The sequence below is a fragment of the Pseudomonas abieticivorans genome (assembly GCF_023509015.1).
Lineage (GTDB): Bacteria > Pseudomonadota > Gammaproteobacteria > Pseudomonadales > Pseudomonadaceae > Aquipseudomonas > Aquipseudomonas abieticivorans.
Genome location: NZ_CP094975.1, coordinates 1,345,051 through 1,361,843, shown reverse-complemented (window position 1 = coordinate 1,361,843; position 16,793 = coordinate 1,345,051). Strand labels below are relative to the sequence as shown.

Here is a 16,793-nt window from a genome sequence, read left to right as displayed (position 1 = left end):
AAGCATAGCCAGGGGCTGTTCGCGGCGTTGTTACAGTGTGTATCGAGCTATCCAGAGCATGCCGGCGCGTTCGTACAGGCGGCGGGCATTCAGGTTGCTGTCCAGTACCTTGAGGTCGACGCTGGGCTCGCCGCGCTGGCGGTACACCTCGAAGCAATGCTGCAGCAAGGCCAGGCCGATGCCCCGGTTACGTGCGCGCGGGTGCACCACCAAGTCCTTGATAAACGCGCTGCGCCAACCCTGGGCCACGGCCACCAACCCGTGCTCGTCGGCCAGCAACAGGCACAAGGCGGGGTCGAACTCGGCATCGCGGGTGGTCAGGGTCAGCCAGTCCTGCAGCGCCGGCACCTCGCCGCCCCCTTGCTGGTAACCCAGTTCCAGCAAGCCGTGGATCGGTTCAAGCAGGCCGTGTTCAAAGGCCACCGGGTGCACGCCGGTCGGCAGGGCCACCGGTGCCAGCCCTTGGGTCAGGTCTTTGCGCAGCAGGTGACAGGTTGCCATGGCGGGCCCGGGCTCAGTGACCGGCCACGGCCTGGGCCGCGCGGATCAGGCATTCGGTAAGGTCGGGTGAAGAAAACTTGGTCAGTACCGCGTTGGCCCCGGCAGCCTTGGCTTTCTCGCTGTTCATGGCGCTGTCCAGCGAGGTGTGCAGCAACACGTACAGGTCCTTGAAGTCCGGGGTTTCGCGCAGGGTGCGGGTCAGCGCGTAGCCGTCCATTTCCGACATTTCGATGTCCGACACCAATACGTTGATCTGCTCGGGCGTGCCCTGCAGTTCCAGCAATACGTCGATGGCCTCCTTGGCGCTGCGCGCGGTGTGGCAGTCGATGCCCAGGTTGCGCAGGGTAATCAACGATTGCTGTAGCGCCACCTGGCTGTCGTCCACCACCAGGATATTGGCCTTGGCCAGCAGTTGGGCATCGGCGTCGCTCAGTTGCGCCGGGGCCGCTTCGATCTGCGCCGGGGCAATGCCGTGGATGACCTTTTCGATGTCCAGCACCTGCACCAGCGCGCCGTCCACCTGGGTGACGCCGGTGATGAACGATTTGACCCCGGCGCCGTAGGGTGGCGGGCGGATGTCGGTGGTCAGGCAGTGCACGATCTTGCTCACCGCCTGCACGTGCAGGCCCTGTTTGGAGCGGCTTACGTCGGTCACGATCAGGCAGCCGCCGTTGGGGTCGTTCAGCGGCATTTCGCCGATGGCCCGGCTCAAGTCGATGACCGACAGCGTGGCCCCGCGCAGTGTGGCCACGCCCTTGACGTGGGGGTGCGACTCGGGCAGGCGGGTTAGCGCCGGGCAGGGGATGATTTCGCTGACCTTCAGCAGGTTGATCGCCATCAGCTTGCCGCTGCGCAGGGTAAACAGCAGCAGCGAGAGTGAATCCGCGCGGGCATTCTTGGATGACATATAAACCTTCCGGGTCAGGCGAAAAACGAGTTCGATGCTGGGTTATCGACCCGTGGCACCCAGTCTTGAGTGCCACGGCGCTTTTACTTCAGGCCCAGGCGCCGGGCCATGCGGTTCAGGTTGGCACGGTCCAGGCCCAGCTCGCGGGCGGCGCTAGCCCAGTTGTCACTGTGCCGTGCCAGGCAGGCCTGGATCAACTGCCGCTGGTAGGCGTCCAGCGCCTGGCGCAGGTCGCCGCTGGCCAGCACCGGCTCGGCCACATCCGGCTCGCGGCTTTCAGGCGTTGCCTGCGCCAGGCTGCCCGGTGCTGGCAGGTCCAGGTCCCTGGCGCTCAAACTGAGGATGCGTGGGCGCTCCGGGTGCAGGCCTTGGGCCTTGAGTGCCGAGCGGCCGATCAGGTGCTCAAGCTCGCGCACGTTGCCCGGCCACGTGTAGGCGAGCAGGGCGGCCTGGGCGTCGTCAGTCAGGCGCAAGCTGTGCAAGCCCATGCGCGAGCGGTTTTGCTCCAGGAAGTAACCGCTGAGCAGCAAGACGTCGCGGCCGCGATCGCGCAGCGGCGGCACCGGCAATGGGTACACGCTCAGGCGGTGGTAGAAGTCGGCGCGGTAGCGGCCGGCGCGCACTTCCTCGGCCAGGTCGCGGTTGGTCGCGGCGATCAGGCGCACGTCCACGCGGTGCTCCTGGTCTGAGCCCAAGCGCTGCAACTGGCCGCTTTGCAACACCCGCAGCAGCTTGGCCTGCACGGCCAGGGACAGTTCGCCCACCTCGTCGAGGAACAGCGTGCCGCCGTTGGCCAGCTCGAATTTGCCGCGGCGCTCGTGGGTTGCGCCAGTGAACGCGCCGCGCACGTGGCCAAACAGTTCGCTTTCCACCAGGGTGTCGGGCAGGGCGGCGCAGTTCAAGCTGATCATCGGCTTGCTTGCCCGGCTCGAGGCCTGGTGGATGGCCTGGGCCACCAGTTCCTTGCCCACGCCGGTCTCCCCGGTGATCAACACGGTCAGGTCGCTGCCGCCCACCAGGGCAATCTCCTCCACCAGGTGCTTGAGCGCTGCACTCTGGCCGATCATTTCCTTGGCCTGCTGGCCGCTGGCCTGGCGGTAGATTTCGGCGCGCTGGTGTTCGTCCTCGGCCCGCACGGCCAGGCGCTCGATGCGCTCGGCCACGGTTACCGTGGCTGCCGCAAGGCTGGCAAAGGCTTGCAGGGCGTCCAGGTCAATGCGGTCGAAGCGCGACGGGTCCAAGGCGTCCAGGGTCAGCAGGCCCCAGGGTTGCTGGTCGATAAACAACGGGCAACCCAGGCAGTCGTGCACTTGCAGGTGTTCGTGCAGGCCTTCGACCAGGCCGTCGTAGGGGTCGGGCAACTCACTGTCGCTGTCGAAGCGCGTCGGGCCGCTGCTGCTCATCAGCGCGGCAAAGCGTGGGTGTTCGCTGACCTTGAAGCGTCGGCCCAGGGTGTCGGTGCTCAAGCCATCCACGGCCAGCGGTACCAGCCACTCGCCGTCCAGGCGCAGCAAGGCGGTGGCGTCGCAGGGCAGCAGCGCGCGCATGGCTTCCAGCAGGCGGCGGTAGCGCTCCGGCTCCGGCAGCTCGCGAGACAGGTCCGACACCAGGGGCAGCAAGGCGGTGAGCAGCGGTTTTGCAGTCATAAAGACTCCTTGTAGTCCTTATGACTATAGATTACCCGACGTCATTATGACTGCATAAATTATAAGACACTGATTTTTAAGGCTTTTATTGTTGGCATGAAAGCTGATTACACCCAGGTAGACGCTTAACCCTGCCCAACGAGGAATTTCATCATGCTGAGTGCCCACGATCGTGCCATCGTCAAGTCCACCGTACCGCTGCTGGAAAGCGGCGGCGAAGCGCTGATGACGCATTTCTATTCGATGATGCTCAACGAATACCCAGAGGTGCGCCCGCTGTTCAACCAGGCCAACCAGGCCAACGGAGACCAGCCGCGCGCGCTGGCCAACGGCGTTTTGATGTATGCCCGCCACATCGACCAGCTCGATCAACTGGGCGGCCTGTTGGCGACGATCATCAACAAACACGTGGCCTTGCAGATCCTGCCCGAGCACTACCCCATCGTGGGGCGCTGCCTGCTGAAGGCGATCGAAGAAGTGCTGGGCAAGGACATCGCCACCGCGCAGGTGCTGCTGGCCTGGGGCAATGCCTACCAGCAACTGGCCGATATCCTGATTGGCGCCGAAGCCCAGGTATACGACCAGAAGGCCCAGGCCCCGGGTGGCTGGCGCGGCGGCCGGGCGTTCCGCCTGGCGGCGCGGGTGCAGGAGAGCAGCGAAGTGGTGTCGTTTTACCTGGAGCCGGTCGACGGCCAGGCGATTCTTGAGGCGGCGCCCGGCCAGTACCTGGGCCTGAAGCTGAACATCGACGGCGAGGAGCATCGGCGCAACTATTCGCTGTCGGCATTGGCCACCGCCGGGCAATACCGCATCAGCGTCAAACGCGAGGCCGGTGGCAGGGCGTCCACCTTTCTGCACGACCGCTTCCAGGTGGGCGATACCCTGGAGGTGTTCACGCCGTCGGGCGAGTTCACCCTGCGCGACAGTGACAAGCCGCTGGTACTGATCAGCGGCGGGGTGGGCATTACCCCGACCCTGGCGATGCTTGAGGCGGCGCTGCGCACCGACCGGCCGATCCACTTCATCCACTGCGCACGCAATGGCGCGGTGCACGCCTTTCGCGAGGTCATTGACCACCTGGCCGCGCGCCATCCCCAACTCAAGCGCTTTTATTGCTACGGCGAGGATGACGGCGCCAGCGCGGCGGCCGATGCCATTGGCCTGCTCGACCAGGCGCTGCTGGGTGAGTGGCTGCCGGCCCAGCGCGACCTGGACGCCTACTTCCTGGGCCCCAAGGGGTTCATGGCGGCGGTCAAGCGCCACCTCAAGGCGCTGGGCGTGCCAGAGCAGCAAAGCCATTACGAGTTCTTCGGCCCGGCTTCCGCGCTGGAATGAGAAAGGCTTAATGTTGGTTTAATCGCGCCGGCCTGTACTGTGATTCCCCCTTCGCCCTCAGAAAACTCCCTGGGCGAAGGGGACAGATCCTACATACATTCGGAACCTTTCTCGTTCTATCGGGTCTGGGTCTGCGTGTAGACTTGCCGTCGGAATTTCCAGCGCGGCCCCGATGCCGACGTTGCCCGGCCAACCACACACCCTTGAAGGACATGCAATGAGTGACGTGAATCTGCACCTGGCTCGCGAAAAGCGCTTCCTGGTCTTGCTGGGCATCATCTGCCTGGCGCTGATCGGCGGCGCGCTGTACATGCAGATCGTGCTCGAGGAAATGCCGTGCCCGTTGTGCATCCTGCAACGTTACGCATTGCTGTTCATCGCCATCTTTGCCTTCATCGGTGCCGCCATGCCGGGCAAGCGCAGCCTCACCTTGTTCGAAGGCCTGGTGGTGCTCAGCGCCATCGGCGGTATCGTGGCTGCTGGCAACCACGCCTATATCCTTGCGCACCCCGATGTCAGCTGTGGCGTCGACGTGCTGCAACCCATTGTCGATGGGCTGCCCTTGGCCAACGCCCTGCCGTTGGTGTTCCAGGTGGGCGGCTTCTGCTCCACTCCCTATCCGCCGATCCTGGGCCTGTCGCTGGCGCAGTGGGCACTGGCCGCTTTTGTGCTGACGGCGTTGCTGGTGCCGGTCGGTATCTACCGGAACCGCCGTCGGGCGGAATTATAAATCGTGCCTGAAATGGGAATGCCCTGTGTCACGGTGGTTTGCTACAGGGTATTTCAAGCGGACTTATCCGTAGTAAAAATAGGCCTTTAGGGGTGCGTCAGGGGGTGCGACATCGTGTCGCAAGGCCTTGAATGCAGGCGGAATTGTTGCATAATTGGAAAGGTATTGTTGCTAAATAAGCCATAGTCAATGAAACCTGACCTATCTACAATCGCCGCAATTTCATACCGGCGGCGCGTACCCAGGGGCAGGTTTTGAGGGGCTATCGGCCTCTTGCAACTGATGTTCGAGAGCACGCCAGGCGCCGGTTTGAGAGCCTTTCGTGACTCCCGCACCAAATGGAATTGGTCTGCAACCAGGCCTTTTTAGCCTACGTAGTCAGAATAAGAAAGTACCGTTCCACACAGGTCTGCCAATACAGCAGCTGCTGATCTCAAGGCATGCCCGTATCCAATTTCGATAAATGCTGACGCTTGGCAGGACGAAGTGTTGGCGACCAAAACACAATTGCATTGATGCAAGCTGCTTTAGAGGTCGTGAGATGAGCAAAAAGCGTTACCCCAGACTGTTTGGCATATTGCCCTTTTTCGGCATGCTTTTTCTCGGTGGTTGCAAGTGGACCCTCCTGGACCCAAAAGGGCAGGTCGGCATTGACGAGAGAAACCTGATCTACATCGCTACCGGGCTGATGCTGCTGGTGGTGGTGCCGGTTATCGTCATGACCTTTGCCTTCGCGTGGAAGTATCGCGCGTCGAACAAGGCTGCCACCTACACCCCGGATTGGTCGCACTCCACCAAGATCGAAGCCGCGGTATGGGGTATTCCTCTGCTCCTGCTCATCGTGCTGGGCGTGATCACCTACAAGTCCACCCACGCGCTGGATCCGTACAAACCGCTGGAGTCGGATGTCAAGCCGATCACCATCCAGGTTGTTTCGCTGGACTGGAAATGGCTGTTCATCTACCCGGACCAAGGCATCGCGACGGTCAACAAGATCGTCTTCCCGGCCAACACCCCGGTGAATTTCCGCATTACCTCTGATTCGGTGATGAACTCGTTCTTCATTCCGGGCCTGGGTGGTCAGATCTACGCAATGGCCGGCATGCAGACTCAACTGCATCTGATGGCCAACCAGAACCACGAATTCGACGGTATCTCCGCCAACTACAGCGGCGAAGGTTTTACCGGCATGAAATTCAAGGCAGTCGCCACCTCCCAAGAGGATTTCGACGCCTGGGTAAGTGAAGTCAAGAAGGCACCTAAACAGCTTGATTCGGCTGAATACGCTGCACTGGCCAAACCGAGCGAGAAAAATCCAGTCGAGCTTTACTCCACGTACGCACCGAACCTGTTCCAGACCATCCTCGACAAGTACGAGGGCATGGGGCGCGGCAAGGTCATGCATCACGAAGAGAAAGAAGTCGCCGGCATGGAAGGTATGGACATGGGTTCGCATTCAGCTGCTGGGGCAGAGGAGTAAAAGATGTTTGGTAAATTAACTTTGGAAGCGATCCCCTTCCATGTCCCGATAGTGATGATCACCATCAGTGCGATCATCCTGGGCGGGCTTGCGTTGGTCGGGGCGATCACTTACTTCAAGAAGTGGTCCTACCTGTGGACCGAATGGCTGACTTCGGTCGACCACAAGAAAATCGGCGTGATGTACATCATCGTCGCCATGGTCATGCTGATCCGTGGTTTTGCCGACGCATTGATGATGCGTTCCCAGTTGGCACTGGCTGCCAACGGCGGCGAAGGCTACTTGCCGCCTGAACACTATGACCAGATCTTCACCGCTCACGGTGTGATCATGATCATCTTCATGGCGATGCCATTCTTCACCGGCCTGATGAACATCGTCCTGCCGCTGCAGATCGGCGCGCGTGACGTTGCGTTCCCGTTCCTGAACTCCCTGAGCCTGTGGCTCCTGGTGTCTGGCGTGGTGCTGATCAACCTGTCCCTGGGCGTCGGCGAATTCGCCAAGACCGGTTGGGTTGCTTATCCGCCGCTGTCGGAACTGGGCTACAGCCCGGGCGTGGGTGTGGACTACTACATCTGGGCACTGCAGCTATCCGGTCTGGGTACGACCCTGACAGGCGTGAACTTCCTGGTGACCGTGCTGAAAATGCGCACCCCAGGCATGAAGCTGATGCAAATGCCGATCTTCACCTGGACCTGCACCTGGGCAAACGTCCTGATCGTGGCTTCGTTCCCGATCCTGACCGCCACCCTGGCACTGCTGACCGTTGACCGTTACCTGGACTTCCACATCTTCACGAACGAATTGGGTGGTAACCCGATGATGTACGTGAACCTGTTCTGGGCGTGGGGTCACCCCGAGGTGTACATCCTCATCCTGCCAGCGTTCGGTGTGTTCTCGGAAGTTATCTCCACGTTCTCCGGCAAGCGTCTGTTCGGCCACGTGTCGATGATTCTGGCGTCCGGTTGCATTACCGTACTGGGCTTCATGGTTTGGCTGCACCACTTCTTCACGATGGGCTCCGGCGCCAGCGTCAACTCCTTCTTCGGGTTGGCAACGATGCTTATTGCGATCCCCACGGGTGTGAAGCTGTTCAACTGGTTGTTCACCATCTACCAAGGCCGCCTGCGTTTCACCGCGCCAGTGCTTTGGACCCTGGGCTTCATGGTGACCTTCTCGATCGGCGGCATGACCGGCGTACTGCTGGCCATCCCGGGTGCTGACTTCATCCTGCACAACAGCCTGTTTGTGATCGCGCACTTCCACAACGTGATCATCGGTGGTGCGGTATTCGGTTACATCGCAGGTTTCGCCTTCTGGTTCCCGAAAGCGTTCGGCTTCAAGCTGAACGAGAAGTGGGGCAAGACTGCGTTCTGGTTCTGGATCTCGGGCTTCTACGTCGCCTTCATGCCGCTGTACGCGCTGGGCTTCATGGGCATGACCCGTCGTCTGAACCACACCGACAACCCTGACTGGACCCCGTACCTGTACGTGGCCATGTTCGGTGCGGTGCTGATCCTGTTCGGTATCGCTTCGCAACTGATCCAGATCTACGTGTCGATCCGCGATCGTGAGCAGAACCTGGACGTCACTGGCGACCCATGGAATGGCCACACCCTGGAATGGTCGACTTCGTCGCCACCTCCGTTTTACAACTTCGCGGCTCTGCCTGAAGTGAACGACATCGATGCTTTCACCGCTTCCAAGCGTGACGGCACCGCCTACAAGGCTCCGCAGAAGTACTCGGCGATCCACATGCCGAACAACACCGCGAGCGGCATGGCAATCGCCGGCTTCCTCACTGTGTTTGGCTTCGCGATGATCTGGCACATCTGGTGGATGGCAGCAGTCGGTCTGGCGGGCGCGGTGATCTACTTCATCGTTCACGCTGCTCGTGACGACCAGGGCTACATGGTCCCGGCTGAAGAAGTGGCTCGCATCGAAGGCGAAAATCAGAAGGCCCTGGCGAAAGCCAAGGTGCCAGGTGTTGGTGCAACTCCGGTCAACGCGCTAGAGCAGGCTTAAACAATGTCGAACATAGTATTGAACGCTGGAACTGCCCATGGTCACGACCATGGGCATGACGACCACGAACACCATGATGCGGGTCCGATGACCGTATTTGGGTTCTGGATCTACCTGATGACGGACTGCATCCTGTTCGCGTCGATCTTTGCCGCGTACGCAGTGCTGGCGAACAACTTCGCCGGCGGTCCATCGGGCCACGATATCTTTGAACTGCCTTATGTACTGGGCGAAACCGCTTGCCTGTTGCTCAGCTCGATCACCTACGGCTTCGCCATGCTGGCGCTGCACAAAGGTAACAAGGCTGGCGTGCTGGGTTGGCTGTTCATCACCTTCCTGTTCGGCCTGGGCTTCATCGGCATGGAAGTGAACGAGTTCCACAAGCTGATCTCCGAAGGCTTCGGCCCATCGCGCAGCGGCTTCCTGTCGGGCTTCTTCGCCTTGGTCGGTACCCACGGTCTGCACGTGACCAGCGGTCTGATCTGGATGGCGGTGATGATGTATCAGGTTCAGAAGAACGGCCTGACTGCATCCACCAACACCCGTCTGAGCTGCCTGAGCTTGTTCTGGCACTTCCTGGACGTGGTCTGGATCTGCGTGTTCACCGTTGTTTATCTGATGGGAGTCCTGTAAATGGCCAACTCACATGCTCATGACGCGGGCGACAGCCACGGCAGCCTGAAGTCGTATGTCATCGGCTTCGTCCTGTCGATCATCCTGACCGCCATTCCGTTCGGCCTGGTGATGTACGGTTCGCTGTCCAAGACCGCGACCCTGGTGATCGTGCTGGCATTTGCCGTGATCCAGGTACTGGTTCACCTGGTGTACTTCCTGCACTTGGACCGTTCGGCCGCGCAGCGTGAAAACGTCACCGCGTTCGTGTTCGCAGGTCTGGTTATTCTGCTGTTGGTTGGCCTGTCGCTGTGGATCATGTTCAGCATCCACACCGTCATGATGGCGCACTGAGGAAAACTGCATGTCCGTTAAGCACTTTATCCAAATCACCAAACCGGGGATCATTTTCGGTAACGTGCTTTCTGTGGCAGGCGGCTTTTTCCTGGCCTCGCAAGGAACAGTGAACTACCTGCTGTTCCTCGCTACAGTGATTGGCACTTCGTTGGTGGTGGCGTCGGGCTGTGCGTTCAACAACTGCATCGACCGCGACATCGACCTGAAGATGGAGCGCACCAAGAACCGTGTATTGGTCCAGGGCCTGATCTCGATGAAGGTCGCCCTGGCCTACGCCACGATCCTGGGCGTGGCCGGCCTGGTCCTGCTGTACAAGGTGGCCAACCCGTTGGCAGCCCTGTGCGGCTTGATCGGCTTCGTTATCTACGTGGGTTTCTACAGCCTGTATCTGAAGCGCAAATCGGTGCACGGTACCCTGGTAGGCAGCCTTTCCGGCGCCATGCCTCCGGTGATCGGCTATGTTGCCGTGAGCGGTCACTTCGATCTGGCTGCACTGACCCTGCTGGTAATGTTCAGCCTGTGGCAGATGCCGCACTCCTATGCCATCGCGATCTTTCGCTTCAACGACTATCTGGCAGCGTCGATTCCGGTACTGCCGGTCAAGCGTGGCATCGTTGTCGCCAAGAAACACATCCTGCTCTACATCCTGGCCTTCGTGGCTGCCACGCTGATGTTGACCATCGGTGGCTATGCCGGCATGAGCTACCTGACCGTCGCTGCGGCGATGGGCATGTACTGGCTGTACATGGCTTGGACAGGGTACAAGGCGGTGGATGACAAGGTCTGGGCACGCAAGCTGTTCGTGTTCTCGATCTTCACCATCACGGCCTTGAGCGTAGCGATGTCCTTGGACTTCAAAGTGCCGGCGGAGCTGTTGCTGACCTACGCTCATTGAGGCTGATGAGCCAGGCACGCTGATTCGATCGCTGTCCTGCTACACACGAGAACGCCCCAGGCCGAAAGGTTTGGGGCGTTTTTGTTCGTGCGTGATTTGCCGATGGGTCGATGCGTTGTTTTCGCGGATAAATCTTCTATTGCAGGGGTATCGACTTAAAATCTAATTACTTTCGGGATAAAGGTCTGTAAATATGGTTTTTTCATGAGTGTGGGGGTTTACAGCCTCCAGCCATCCAGCTTATCTTCCCCCTAGGCCAGCGCACTGGCCTGCGTCGCTCGGACGGTTCCGGGCGCTTACGTTTCGAGGAAATCATGGCTGACATCCCATCGCCACGCCGCTTTTCGCGTATTGATCGTCTACCCCCCTACGTGTTCAACATCACTGCCGAGTTGAAGATGGCCGCCCGCCGCCGTGGCGAAGACATCATCGACTTGAGCATGGGCAACCCCGACGGCCCGACACCCCCGCACATCGTGGAAAAACTGGTGAGCGTCGCCCAGCGTGAAGACACTCACGGCTACTCGACTTCGCGTGGCATCCCGCGCCTGCGCCGGGCGATTTCGCGCTGGTACGCCGACCGCTACCAAGTGGACATCGACCCGGAAGACGAAGCCATCGTCACCATCGGCTCCAAAGAGGGCTTGGCGCACCTGATGCTGGCGACCTTGGACCAGGGCGACACCGTGCTGGTACCCAACCCCAGCTACCCGATCCACATCTACGGTGCGGTCATCGCCGGGGCCCAAGTGCGTTCAGTGCCACTGGTGCCCGGCGTGGACTTCTTCGATGAGCTGGAGCGGGCCATTCGGGGCTCCATTCCCAAGCCGAAGATGATGATTCTGGGCTTCCCGTCCAACCCTACCGCGCAGTGCGTGGAGTTGGATTTCTTCGAGCGCGTGGTGGCCTTGGCCAAGCAGTACGACGTGCTGGTGGTGCACGACCTGGCCTACGCCGATATCGTCTATGACGGTTGGAAAGCGCCGTCGATCATGCAGGTACCGGGCGCCAAGGACATCGCCGTGGAGTTTTTCACCCTGTCCAAGAGCTACAACATGGCCGGCTGGCGCATCGGTTTCATGGTGGGTAACCGCGAATTGGTCAACGCCCTGGCGCGTATCAAGAGCTACCACGACTACGGTACCTTTACCCCGCTGCAAGTAGCGGCCATCGCAGCCCTGGAAGGCGACCAGCAATGCGTGCGCGACATCGCCGAGCAGTACCGCCAGCGCCGCAACGTGTTGGTGAAGGGCTTGCACGAAACGGGCTGGATGGTCGAGAACCCCAAGGCCTCGATGTACGTGTGGGCGAAAATCCCCGAGCAATACGCCCACCTGGGCTCGCTGGAGTTCGCCAAGAAACTGCTGCTGGAGGCCAAGGTGTGCGTATCGCCGGGTATCGGCTTTGGCGAATATGGCGATGACCACGTGCGCTTCGCCCTGATCGAAAATCAGGACCGCATTCGCCAGGCCGTGCGCGGAATCCGACAGATGTTCCGCGCCGATAGCAAGAAAATCGACGCGTAACAGGCTGATCCTACAAAGCGCGCAGCCCCTTCACCACTTGCTGCAACGCCTTGTTCAACGGCTTGTCCTGGCGCAACACCAGGCCAAGCCGGCGGCTCAGTCCAGGTGTAAGGGGCTGCACTTGCAGCCCCCGCCGGTAGTGCACGGTATTGACCGCCATGCGCGGCACGATGCTGTAGCCCAATCCTGCCGCGACCATTTCCTTGATCGCTTCGATACTGCCCAGCTCCATCACCGGCTTGATCCGCACACCCGCCTGCAAAAACCATTCATCGATCAACAATCGGGTGCTGCTGCCCGCCTCGAACACTACCAACGGCAAAGTCGCCAACGCCTGTGGCGTGGCGGTGGGCGCGCTGCTGTCGAGCGGGAAGATCGCCACGAACTCGTCTTCCAGCAAGGCTTCCACCTGCAGGCTGCGGCCCGCGGCGGGCAGGGTGACCAGCGCCAGGTCCAGCCGGTTCTCTTCCACGGCCCGCAACATGGCGTCGGTGTTGCCGGTACTGACCCGCACATCCAGGTCCGGGTAAGCCCTGCGCAATTTTCGCAACATGGGCGGCAGCAGGTGAATGCAAGCCGTCGCCCCGGTGCCGATTGAAACCTGCCCGGCCACGCCTTGGGCATGGCTGGCCAGATCCAGCAGGGCATCTTCCACCACCGCGTCAATGCGGCTGATGTGTTCCAGCAGGGTGCTCCCGGCCGAGGTCGGCTTCAGGCGCTTGCCCACCCGCTCGATCAGCCGTAGTTGCAGGCGTTCTTCCAATTGTCGCACCTGTAGGCTGATCGCCGGTTGCGTCAGGTTCAAGCGCTCGGCGGCTGCCGAGAAACTGCCCAGGCTGATAACCTGAGCGAAGGTGTGCAGGTGGGTCAGGTTCAAGTGGCGCATGGCAAAGTTTTTCTTATGCTGGGCATCACTCATCTTAGCTTTATTTGGTCTTGCTCTACCTGCATCATGTACCTATAAACCTTGCGATAGAGCCATTGATGAGCCTAGAACCCCAACTGCGCGACGCCCTGGAAAGTGACATGGCCACCGTGCAAGCCATTTACGCCGACCACGTGCTGCACGGTATCTCGAGCTTTGAACTGACGCCGCCCACCCTCGAAGAAATGCTCCAGCGTCGCGCCGACATCGTCGCCAAGGGCCTGCCTTACCTGGTGGCTGAAATCGCGGGTGAAGTGGTCGGCTACGGCTATGCCACCCTCTACCGCCCGCGCCCTGGCTATCGCTTCACGGTTGAAGACTCGGTGTACATCCGCGATGGCCTGGGTGGCAAAGGCATTGGCCAATGCCTGCTAGCCAAGATCATCGAGCGCTGCACCCACGGCGGCTGGCGACAGATGGTGGCTGTGATCGGCAATAGCGAAAACATCGCCTCCCTGCGCCTGCACCAGCGTCAGGGGTTCCGTACCGTGGGGGTATTGGAGTCGGTGGGGTTCAAGCATGGGCGGTGGGTGGATACGGTATTGATGCAGCGGGGGTTGGGGGAGGCGGATACCGCCTTGCCAGGCGAGCGTTAGGCAAATTGCAGCAGGGTTACTGACAGCCCAGCATCGCCGCCACCCCCACCAACACCACGGCACTGCCACGTTGCACCATCACCTGCCGTTTCGGCTCTTGCAGCAGGTGCTTGATGCGTTGCCCGAAGTAGCCGTACAGGCAGCCGCTGGCCAGTTGCAGCACCAGAAACGTGGCGCCAAGCAGGGCGATGTTCAGGGTTTTGTGCTGCGTGCTGCTGACAAATTGGGGGAACACGGCACTGAATAGGATCAGGGTCTTGGGGTTGGAAAAACCGGTGAGCAGGCCTTTGCCGAACAGGCCTTTGAACGTGGTTTCAGCCGGCGCGCCGGTGCCCAGTGGCTGTGCCGGGCGGGACCATTGGTGCCAGGCCAGGTAGAGGATGTAGGCCACGCCGATCAGTTGCAGGCTGCGGTTGATGCCGGCGTGATCCTGGAGCAGTTCGGACAGGCCCACGGCAAAGATCAGTATCGAGATCAGGTAGGCGAGGCTGGCGCCCAGTTGCGCGGGCAATGAGCTTTTCAAGCCGTTGTTCAGCCCCAGGCCCAGCAGCAACAGGGTCATGGGGCCGGGGCTGAAGGTCATGCTGGCGCAAAACACAATGAAGTAAAGGTAGGACGTCAGGGTCATGGCATGGGCTGCGCAGGGGGGGGCGTTGCAGTGTAGGGGCGACCCAGGGGCGGCGGCAGGGCAAGTGTGCCTGTATCGGCCCAAACTTTACCGGTAAACTTTTCGGTAAACCTCAAGGATGTGAACATGCCCATCGTGCCATTGGTCTTCGTGCCCGGTACCCCCAAGGTGCAGCAAATTGTCGACGCTTTGCAGCGCGCCATCGAGCAAGGCGCATTGCCTATCGGCAGCAAGCTGCCTGCCGTGCGCGAGCTGACCGAGCAGTGGGGCGTGAGCAAATTCACCGTCATCGAAGCGCTGGATCGCCTGCGTGGGCGTGGCTTGATCACCTCCAGCCAAGGCCGTGGGCACTTCGTCGCAGCCACCGGCGTGCAGAAAAACACCGTCGGTCAATGGGTCGACCTGCTGCCCCAAGACTTGATCAACGTGCTGCGCCGCTCGCTGATCACCGACAACGGCGCCTTGCGCGCCGGCAGCGGCCACATGCCGGAAGCCTGGCTGGACTCGCCGGCCATCCGCCAGGCATTGCGCTCGGCCGTGCGTGCGCCGGCATTGCGCGTGGCCGGTTACGGCACGCCGGGTGGCTACCTGCCGTTGCGCCAGGCCTTGCAACAAAAATTGCACGGGCAGGGCATGAGCGTGCAGGTAGAACAGATCGTCACCGCGCCCAACACGTTGCAAGCCATCGACATGCTGATGCGCCTGCTGGTGCGGCCTGGGGACACGGTGTTGCTGGACGCGCCCTGCTATTTCAACTTCCACGCCAACCTGGCATTGCATGGGGTGAACATCGTCAGCATCGCGCGGGGCCCGGAGGGTCACGACCTGGTCGAACTGACCCGTACGCTGGCCAGCCGCCGGCCGCGCGTTTACCTCACCACTGGCATCCTGCACAACCCGACGGGGCATGCTTTTACGCCGAGCCAGGCATTCCAGTTGTTGCACGTGATGCGTGAGTACGGCTGCCACGTGATCGAAGATGACCTGTACGCCGACCTGCACCCCAGCCCGCCACCACGCCTGGCAGCGTTGGCAGGGTTGGAGCAGGTCACCTACCTGTCGGGGTTTTCGAAAACCCTGAGCGCCAATATGCGCGTCAGCTACATTGCCGCGGCGCCGCAATTGGCGGCCAACCTGATGCACCTGAAACTCATGAGTGGCGGCATTGCTTCGGAGCTGTTCGAGCAGGTGCTGTGCCGCCTGTTAGTGGACGGCGGCTACGCCAAGCACCGCAAGCGTGTCACCCAGCAACTGCAAGAGGCAGCCGGGCGAGTATGCGAGTGGCTTCGCCAAGCCGGCTGCGAACTACCCTACGGGTACCAGGGCGGGTTGTTTGTTTGGGCGAAATTGCCCATGGGCGCCGATGCCGAAGTTATCGCCCGATCGGCCCTGGAACAGGGGTTGGTACTGGCCCCTGGCGCCCTGTTCGGCAGTGCCGAAGGCTGCCAGCGTTACCTGCGTTTCAACGTGGCCTACAGCGACGATGCCCGTGTACGCGACGGCGTGCAGAAGTTGTTGCCAGGCTCATGAATAGATCAGCGTGACCAGCTGCTTGTGCTCGTCAATGGGCTTGATAACGATGCTCACATGGTCGTCAACGGCATCACAGTGGTCACAGGCTGAGTTAGGGTGAGCATCGTTTTGGAGATCGATGATGCACGTGTTTTCCGTAATGGCGCCGTTGAAATCGAGCGTGCCCTGCGCCGCGTTCGCGAGGCCAGGCATGGCCGCCAGGGCCAGTGCGCTCAGCAGGTGTTTGCAGTTGATAAATGGCATGTGGCTCCTGTAGCGGATGGTCGGCCGATCCTTGGCCGTTGAAGTCAGCAAACCCTTCAGACAGTCGCTATTTTGCTCAACCGAACTGGCCAGGTAAATCAGCTGGTTCCGAACATGCCTATGGCGGATTCCTCAGCAGGTCAGACACTTCCTACCCATACGCCGAGTCGTTATTTGATGGATGTGGGTCATTTTGTTTTAAGGTTTCTGTTTGCCCTGTCATCCCTTCCTATCGCGACGCTTCAATTTCTCCAGCCTTGCGAGAAATTTCTGTAAGCAAGCCTACTGTGTGGCGACCCTGTTGGTCGGTTCGTGCAGTGCAGCGTCTGCACGGCAGGTGGCCAACGTCTGGGCATTGACGCGCTTGATGCGGGTCAGGCTGTGCGCCGTTGCGTCGGTATTGCCGGAGACACAGGCGCAACCGTAGCCGTAAGCGTTGTTGGCGCTGCTCGGCACCCATTGGCCAGCGCGAAAGATCGGTTTGGCACTGTCGTCGGGCAGCGCCCACACCCCGCTGTGGTCGCTGAGGGTGGCGGTGGCATTGCCGGGGTTCTGGTACCAGCCGCAATGGCGCTCTACCGTGGGGGCAGCCTGGGCGGTAGCGATGATGGCGAGGGACAGCAGCAGGCTGTCACGGGCAATAGTCAGGCGCATAAGACCTTCCTTGTCTTGAGCCACACACCCGCGTTGACGGTCGAGTGGCGAAGGCGGGCCTGTAGCATGAAATGAGAGCGGCCACTCGATACGTCGGCGAGTCTAAGCGCGGCAAATGATGGCAGAGGGCATCTTATGGTCACATGGTGGATACATTTTGTTGATTACTCTCAAGATTGACGAAGGGGTCACAGAAATAC

General features: G+C 60.7%; 17 protein-coding genes. 10 read left to right on the top strand and 7 right to left on the bottom strand.

Annotated elements, in window-relative coordinates; translation table 11 throughout:
* Positions 1-30: 30 nt before the first annotated feature.
* The 3 genes from L9B60_RS06110 to norR all read right to left on the bottom strand — a co-directional run bounded on the left by L9B60_RS06110 (position 31) and on the right by norR (position 3,054).
* The gene (locus L9B60_RS06110) at positions 31-501 is read right to left on the bottom strand and encodes a GNAT family N-acetyltransferase (RefSeq protein ID WP_249677240.1); all 471 of its coding nucleotides are present in this window, start codon (positions 499-501) and stop codon (positions 31-33) included.
* Between the two features lie 13 nt (positions 502-514).
* Positions 515-1,408, bottom strand: coding sequence for a chemotaxis protein (locus tag L9B60_RS06105; protein ID WP_249677238.1), 894 nt, complete (start codon positions 1,406-1,408; stop codon positions 515-517).
* A gap of 83 nt (positions 1,409-1,491) precedes the next feature.
* Positions 1,492-3,054, bottom strand: a complete 1,563-nt coding sequence (gene norR, locus L9B60_RS06100) for a nitric oxide reductase transcriptional regulator NorR (protein WP_249677236.1) — start codon at positions 3,052-3,054, stop codon at positions 1,492-1,494.
* A 153-nt stretch (positions 3,055-3,207) separates the two neighbouring features.
* Between norR and hmpA the strand changes: the two genes are divergently transcribed.
* The 8 genes from hmpA (at position 3,208) to alaC (ending at position 12,014) form a co-directional block, all read left to right on the top strand.
* Positions 3,208-4,389: an NO-inducible flavohemoprotein gene (hmpA, locus tag L9B60_RS06095; protein ID WP_249677233.1), complete on the top strand. Its 1,182-nt coding sequence runs from the start codon at positions 3,208-3,210 to the stop codon at positions 4,387-4,389.
* 217 nt (positions 4,390-4,606) lie between these two features.
* Positions 4,607-5,119, top strand: a complete 513-nt coding sequence (locus L9B60_RS06090; protein ID WP_249677232.1) for a disulfide bond formation protein B — start codon at positions 4,607-4,609, stop codon at positions 5,117-5,119.
* A gap of 541 nt (positions 5,120-5,660) precedes the next feature.
* The gene (cyoA, locus tag L9B60_RS06085; protein ID WP_249677230.1) at positions 5,661-6,599 is read left to right on the top strand and encodes a ubiquinol oxidase subunit II; all 939 of its coding nucleotides are present in this window, start codon (positions 5,661-5,663) and stop codon (positions 6,597-6,599) included.
* A 3-nt stretch (positions 6,600-6,602) separates the two neighbouring features.
* On the top strand, positions 6,603-8,624 hold the full coding sequence (gene cyoB, locus L9B60_RS06080; protein ID WP_249677229.1) for a cytochrome o ubiquinol oxidase subunit I: 2,022 nt from the start codon (positions 6,603-6,605) through the stop codon (positions 8,622-8,624).
* Between the two features lie 3 nt (positions 8,625-8,627).
* Complete coding sequence (cyoC, locus tag L9B60_RS06075) at positions 8,628-9,257, top strand: cytochrome o ubiquinol oxidase subunit III (protein ID WP_249677227.1); 630 nt, start codon at positions 8,628-8,630, stop codon at positions 9,255-9,257.
* The gene (cyoD, locus tag L9B60_RS06070; RefSeq protein ID WP_249677226.1) at positions 9,258-9,590 is read left to right on the top strand and encodes a cytochrome o ubiquinol oxidase subunit IV; all 333 of its coding nucleotides are present in this window, start codon (positions 9,258-9,260) and stop codon (positions 9,588-9,590) included.
* Positions 9,591-9,600: 10 nt separating this feature from the next.
* The gene (cyoE, locus tag L9B60_RS06065; RefSeq protein ID WP_249677224.1) at positions 9,601-10,488 is read left to right on the top strand and encodes a heme o synthase; all 888 of its coding nucleotides are present in this window, start codon (positions 9,601-9,603) and stop codon (positions 10,486-10,488) included.
* Between the two features lie 314 nt (positions 10,489-10,802).
* Positions 10,803-12,014, top strand: a complete 1,212-nt coding sequence (alaC, locus tag L9B60_RS06060; protein ID WP_249677223.1) for an alanine transaminase — start codon at positions 10,803-10,805, stop codon at positions 12,012-12,014.
* Positions 12,015-12,024: 10 nt separating this feature from the next.
* Here alaC and L9B60_RS06055 read toward each other — a convergent pair whose 3' ends face one another.
* Complete coding sequence (locus L9B60_RS06055) at positions 12,025-12,900, bottom strand: LysR family transcriptional regulator (RefSeq protein ID WP_249677221.1); 876 nt, start codon at positions 12,898-12,900, stop codon at positions 12,025-12,027.
* A gap of 98 nt (positions 12,901-12,998) precedes the next feature.
* On the opposite strand from L9B60_RS06055, the gene L9B60_RS06050 reads away from it, so the two are divergent.
* Entirely contained in the window at positions 12,999-13,535 is a 537-nt protein-coding gene (locus tag L9B60_RS06050; protein ID WP_249677219.1) for a GNAT family N-acetyltransferase, read from the top strand.
* 16 nt (positions 13,536-13,551) lie between these two features.
* Here L9B60_RS06050 and L9B60_RS06045 read toward each other — a convergent pair whose 3' ends face one another.
* The gene (locus L9B60_RS06045) at positions 13,552-14,163 is read right to left on the bottom strand and encodes a LysE family translocator (RefSeq protein ID WP_249677218.1); all 612 of its coding nucleotides are present in this window, start codon (positions 14,161-14,163) and stop codon (positions 13,552-13,554) included.
* A 126-nt stretch (positions 14,164-14,289) separates the two neighbouring features.
* Between L9B60_RS06045 and L9B60_RS06040 the strand changes: the two genes are divergently transcribed.
* Positions 14,290-15,693, top strand: a complete 1,404-nt coding sequence (locus L9B60_RS06040) for an aminotransferase-like domain-containing protein (RefSeq protein ID WP_249677216.1) — start codon at positions 14,290-14,292, stop codon at positions 15,691-15,693.
* Here the strand turns inward: L9B60_RS06040 and L9B60_RS06035 are convergent.
* Positions 15,688-15,939: a hypothetical protein gene (locus L9B60_RS06035; protein WP_249677214.1), complete on the bottom strand. Its 252-nt coding sequence runs from the start codon at positions 15,937-15,939 to the stop codon at positions 15,688-15,690. The two genes, L9B60_RS06040 and L9B60_RS06035, sit on opposite strands and share 6 nt — an antisense overlap.
* A 282-nt stretch (positions 15,940-16,221) precedes the next feature.
* Positions 16,222-16,593, bottom strand: a complete 372-nt coding sequence (locus L9B60_RS06030) for a DUF4087 domain-containing protein (protein WP_249677213.1) — start codon at positions 16,591-16,593, stop codon at positions 16,222-16,224.
* Positions 16,594-16,793: the final 200 nt, after the last annotated feature.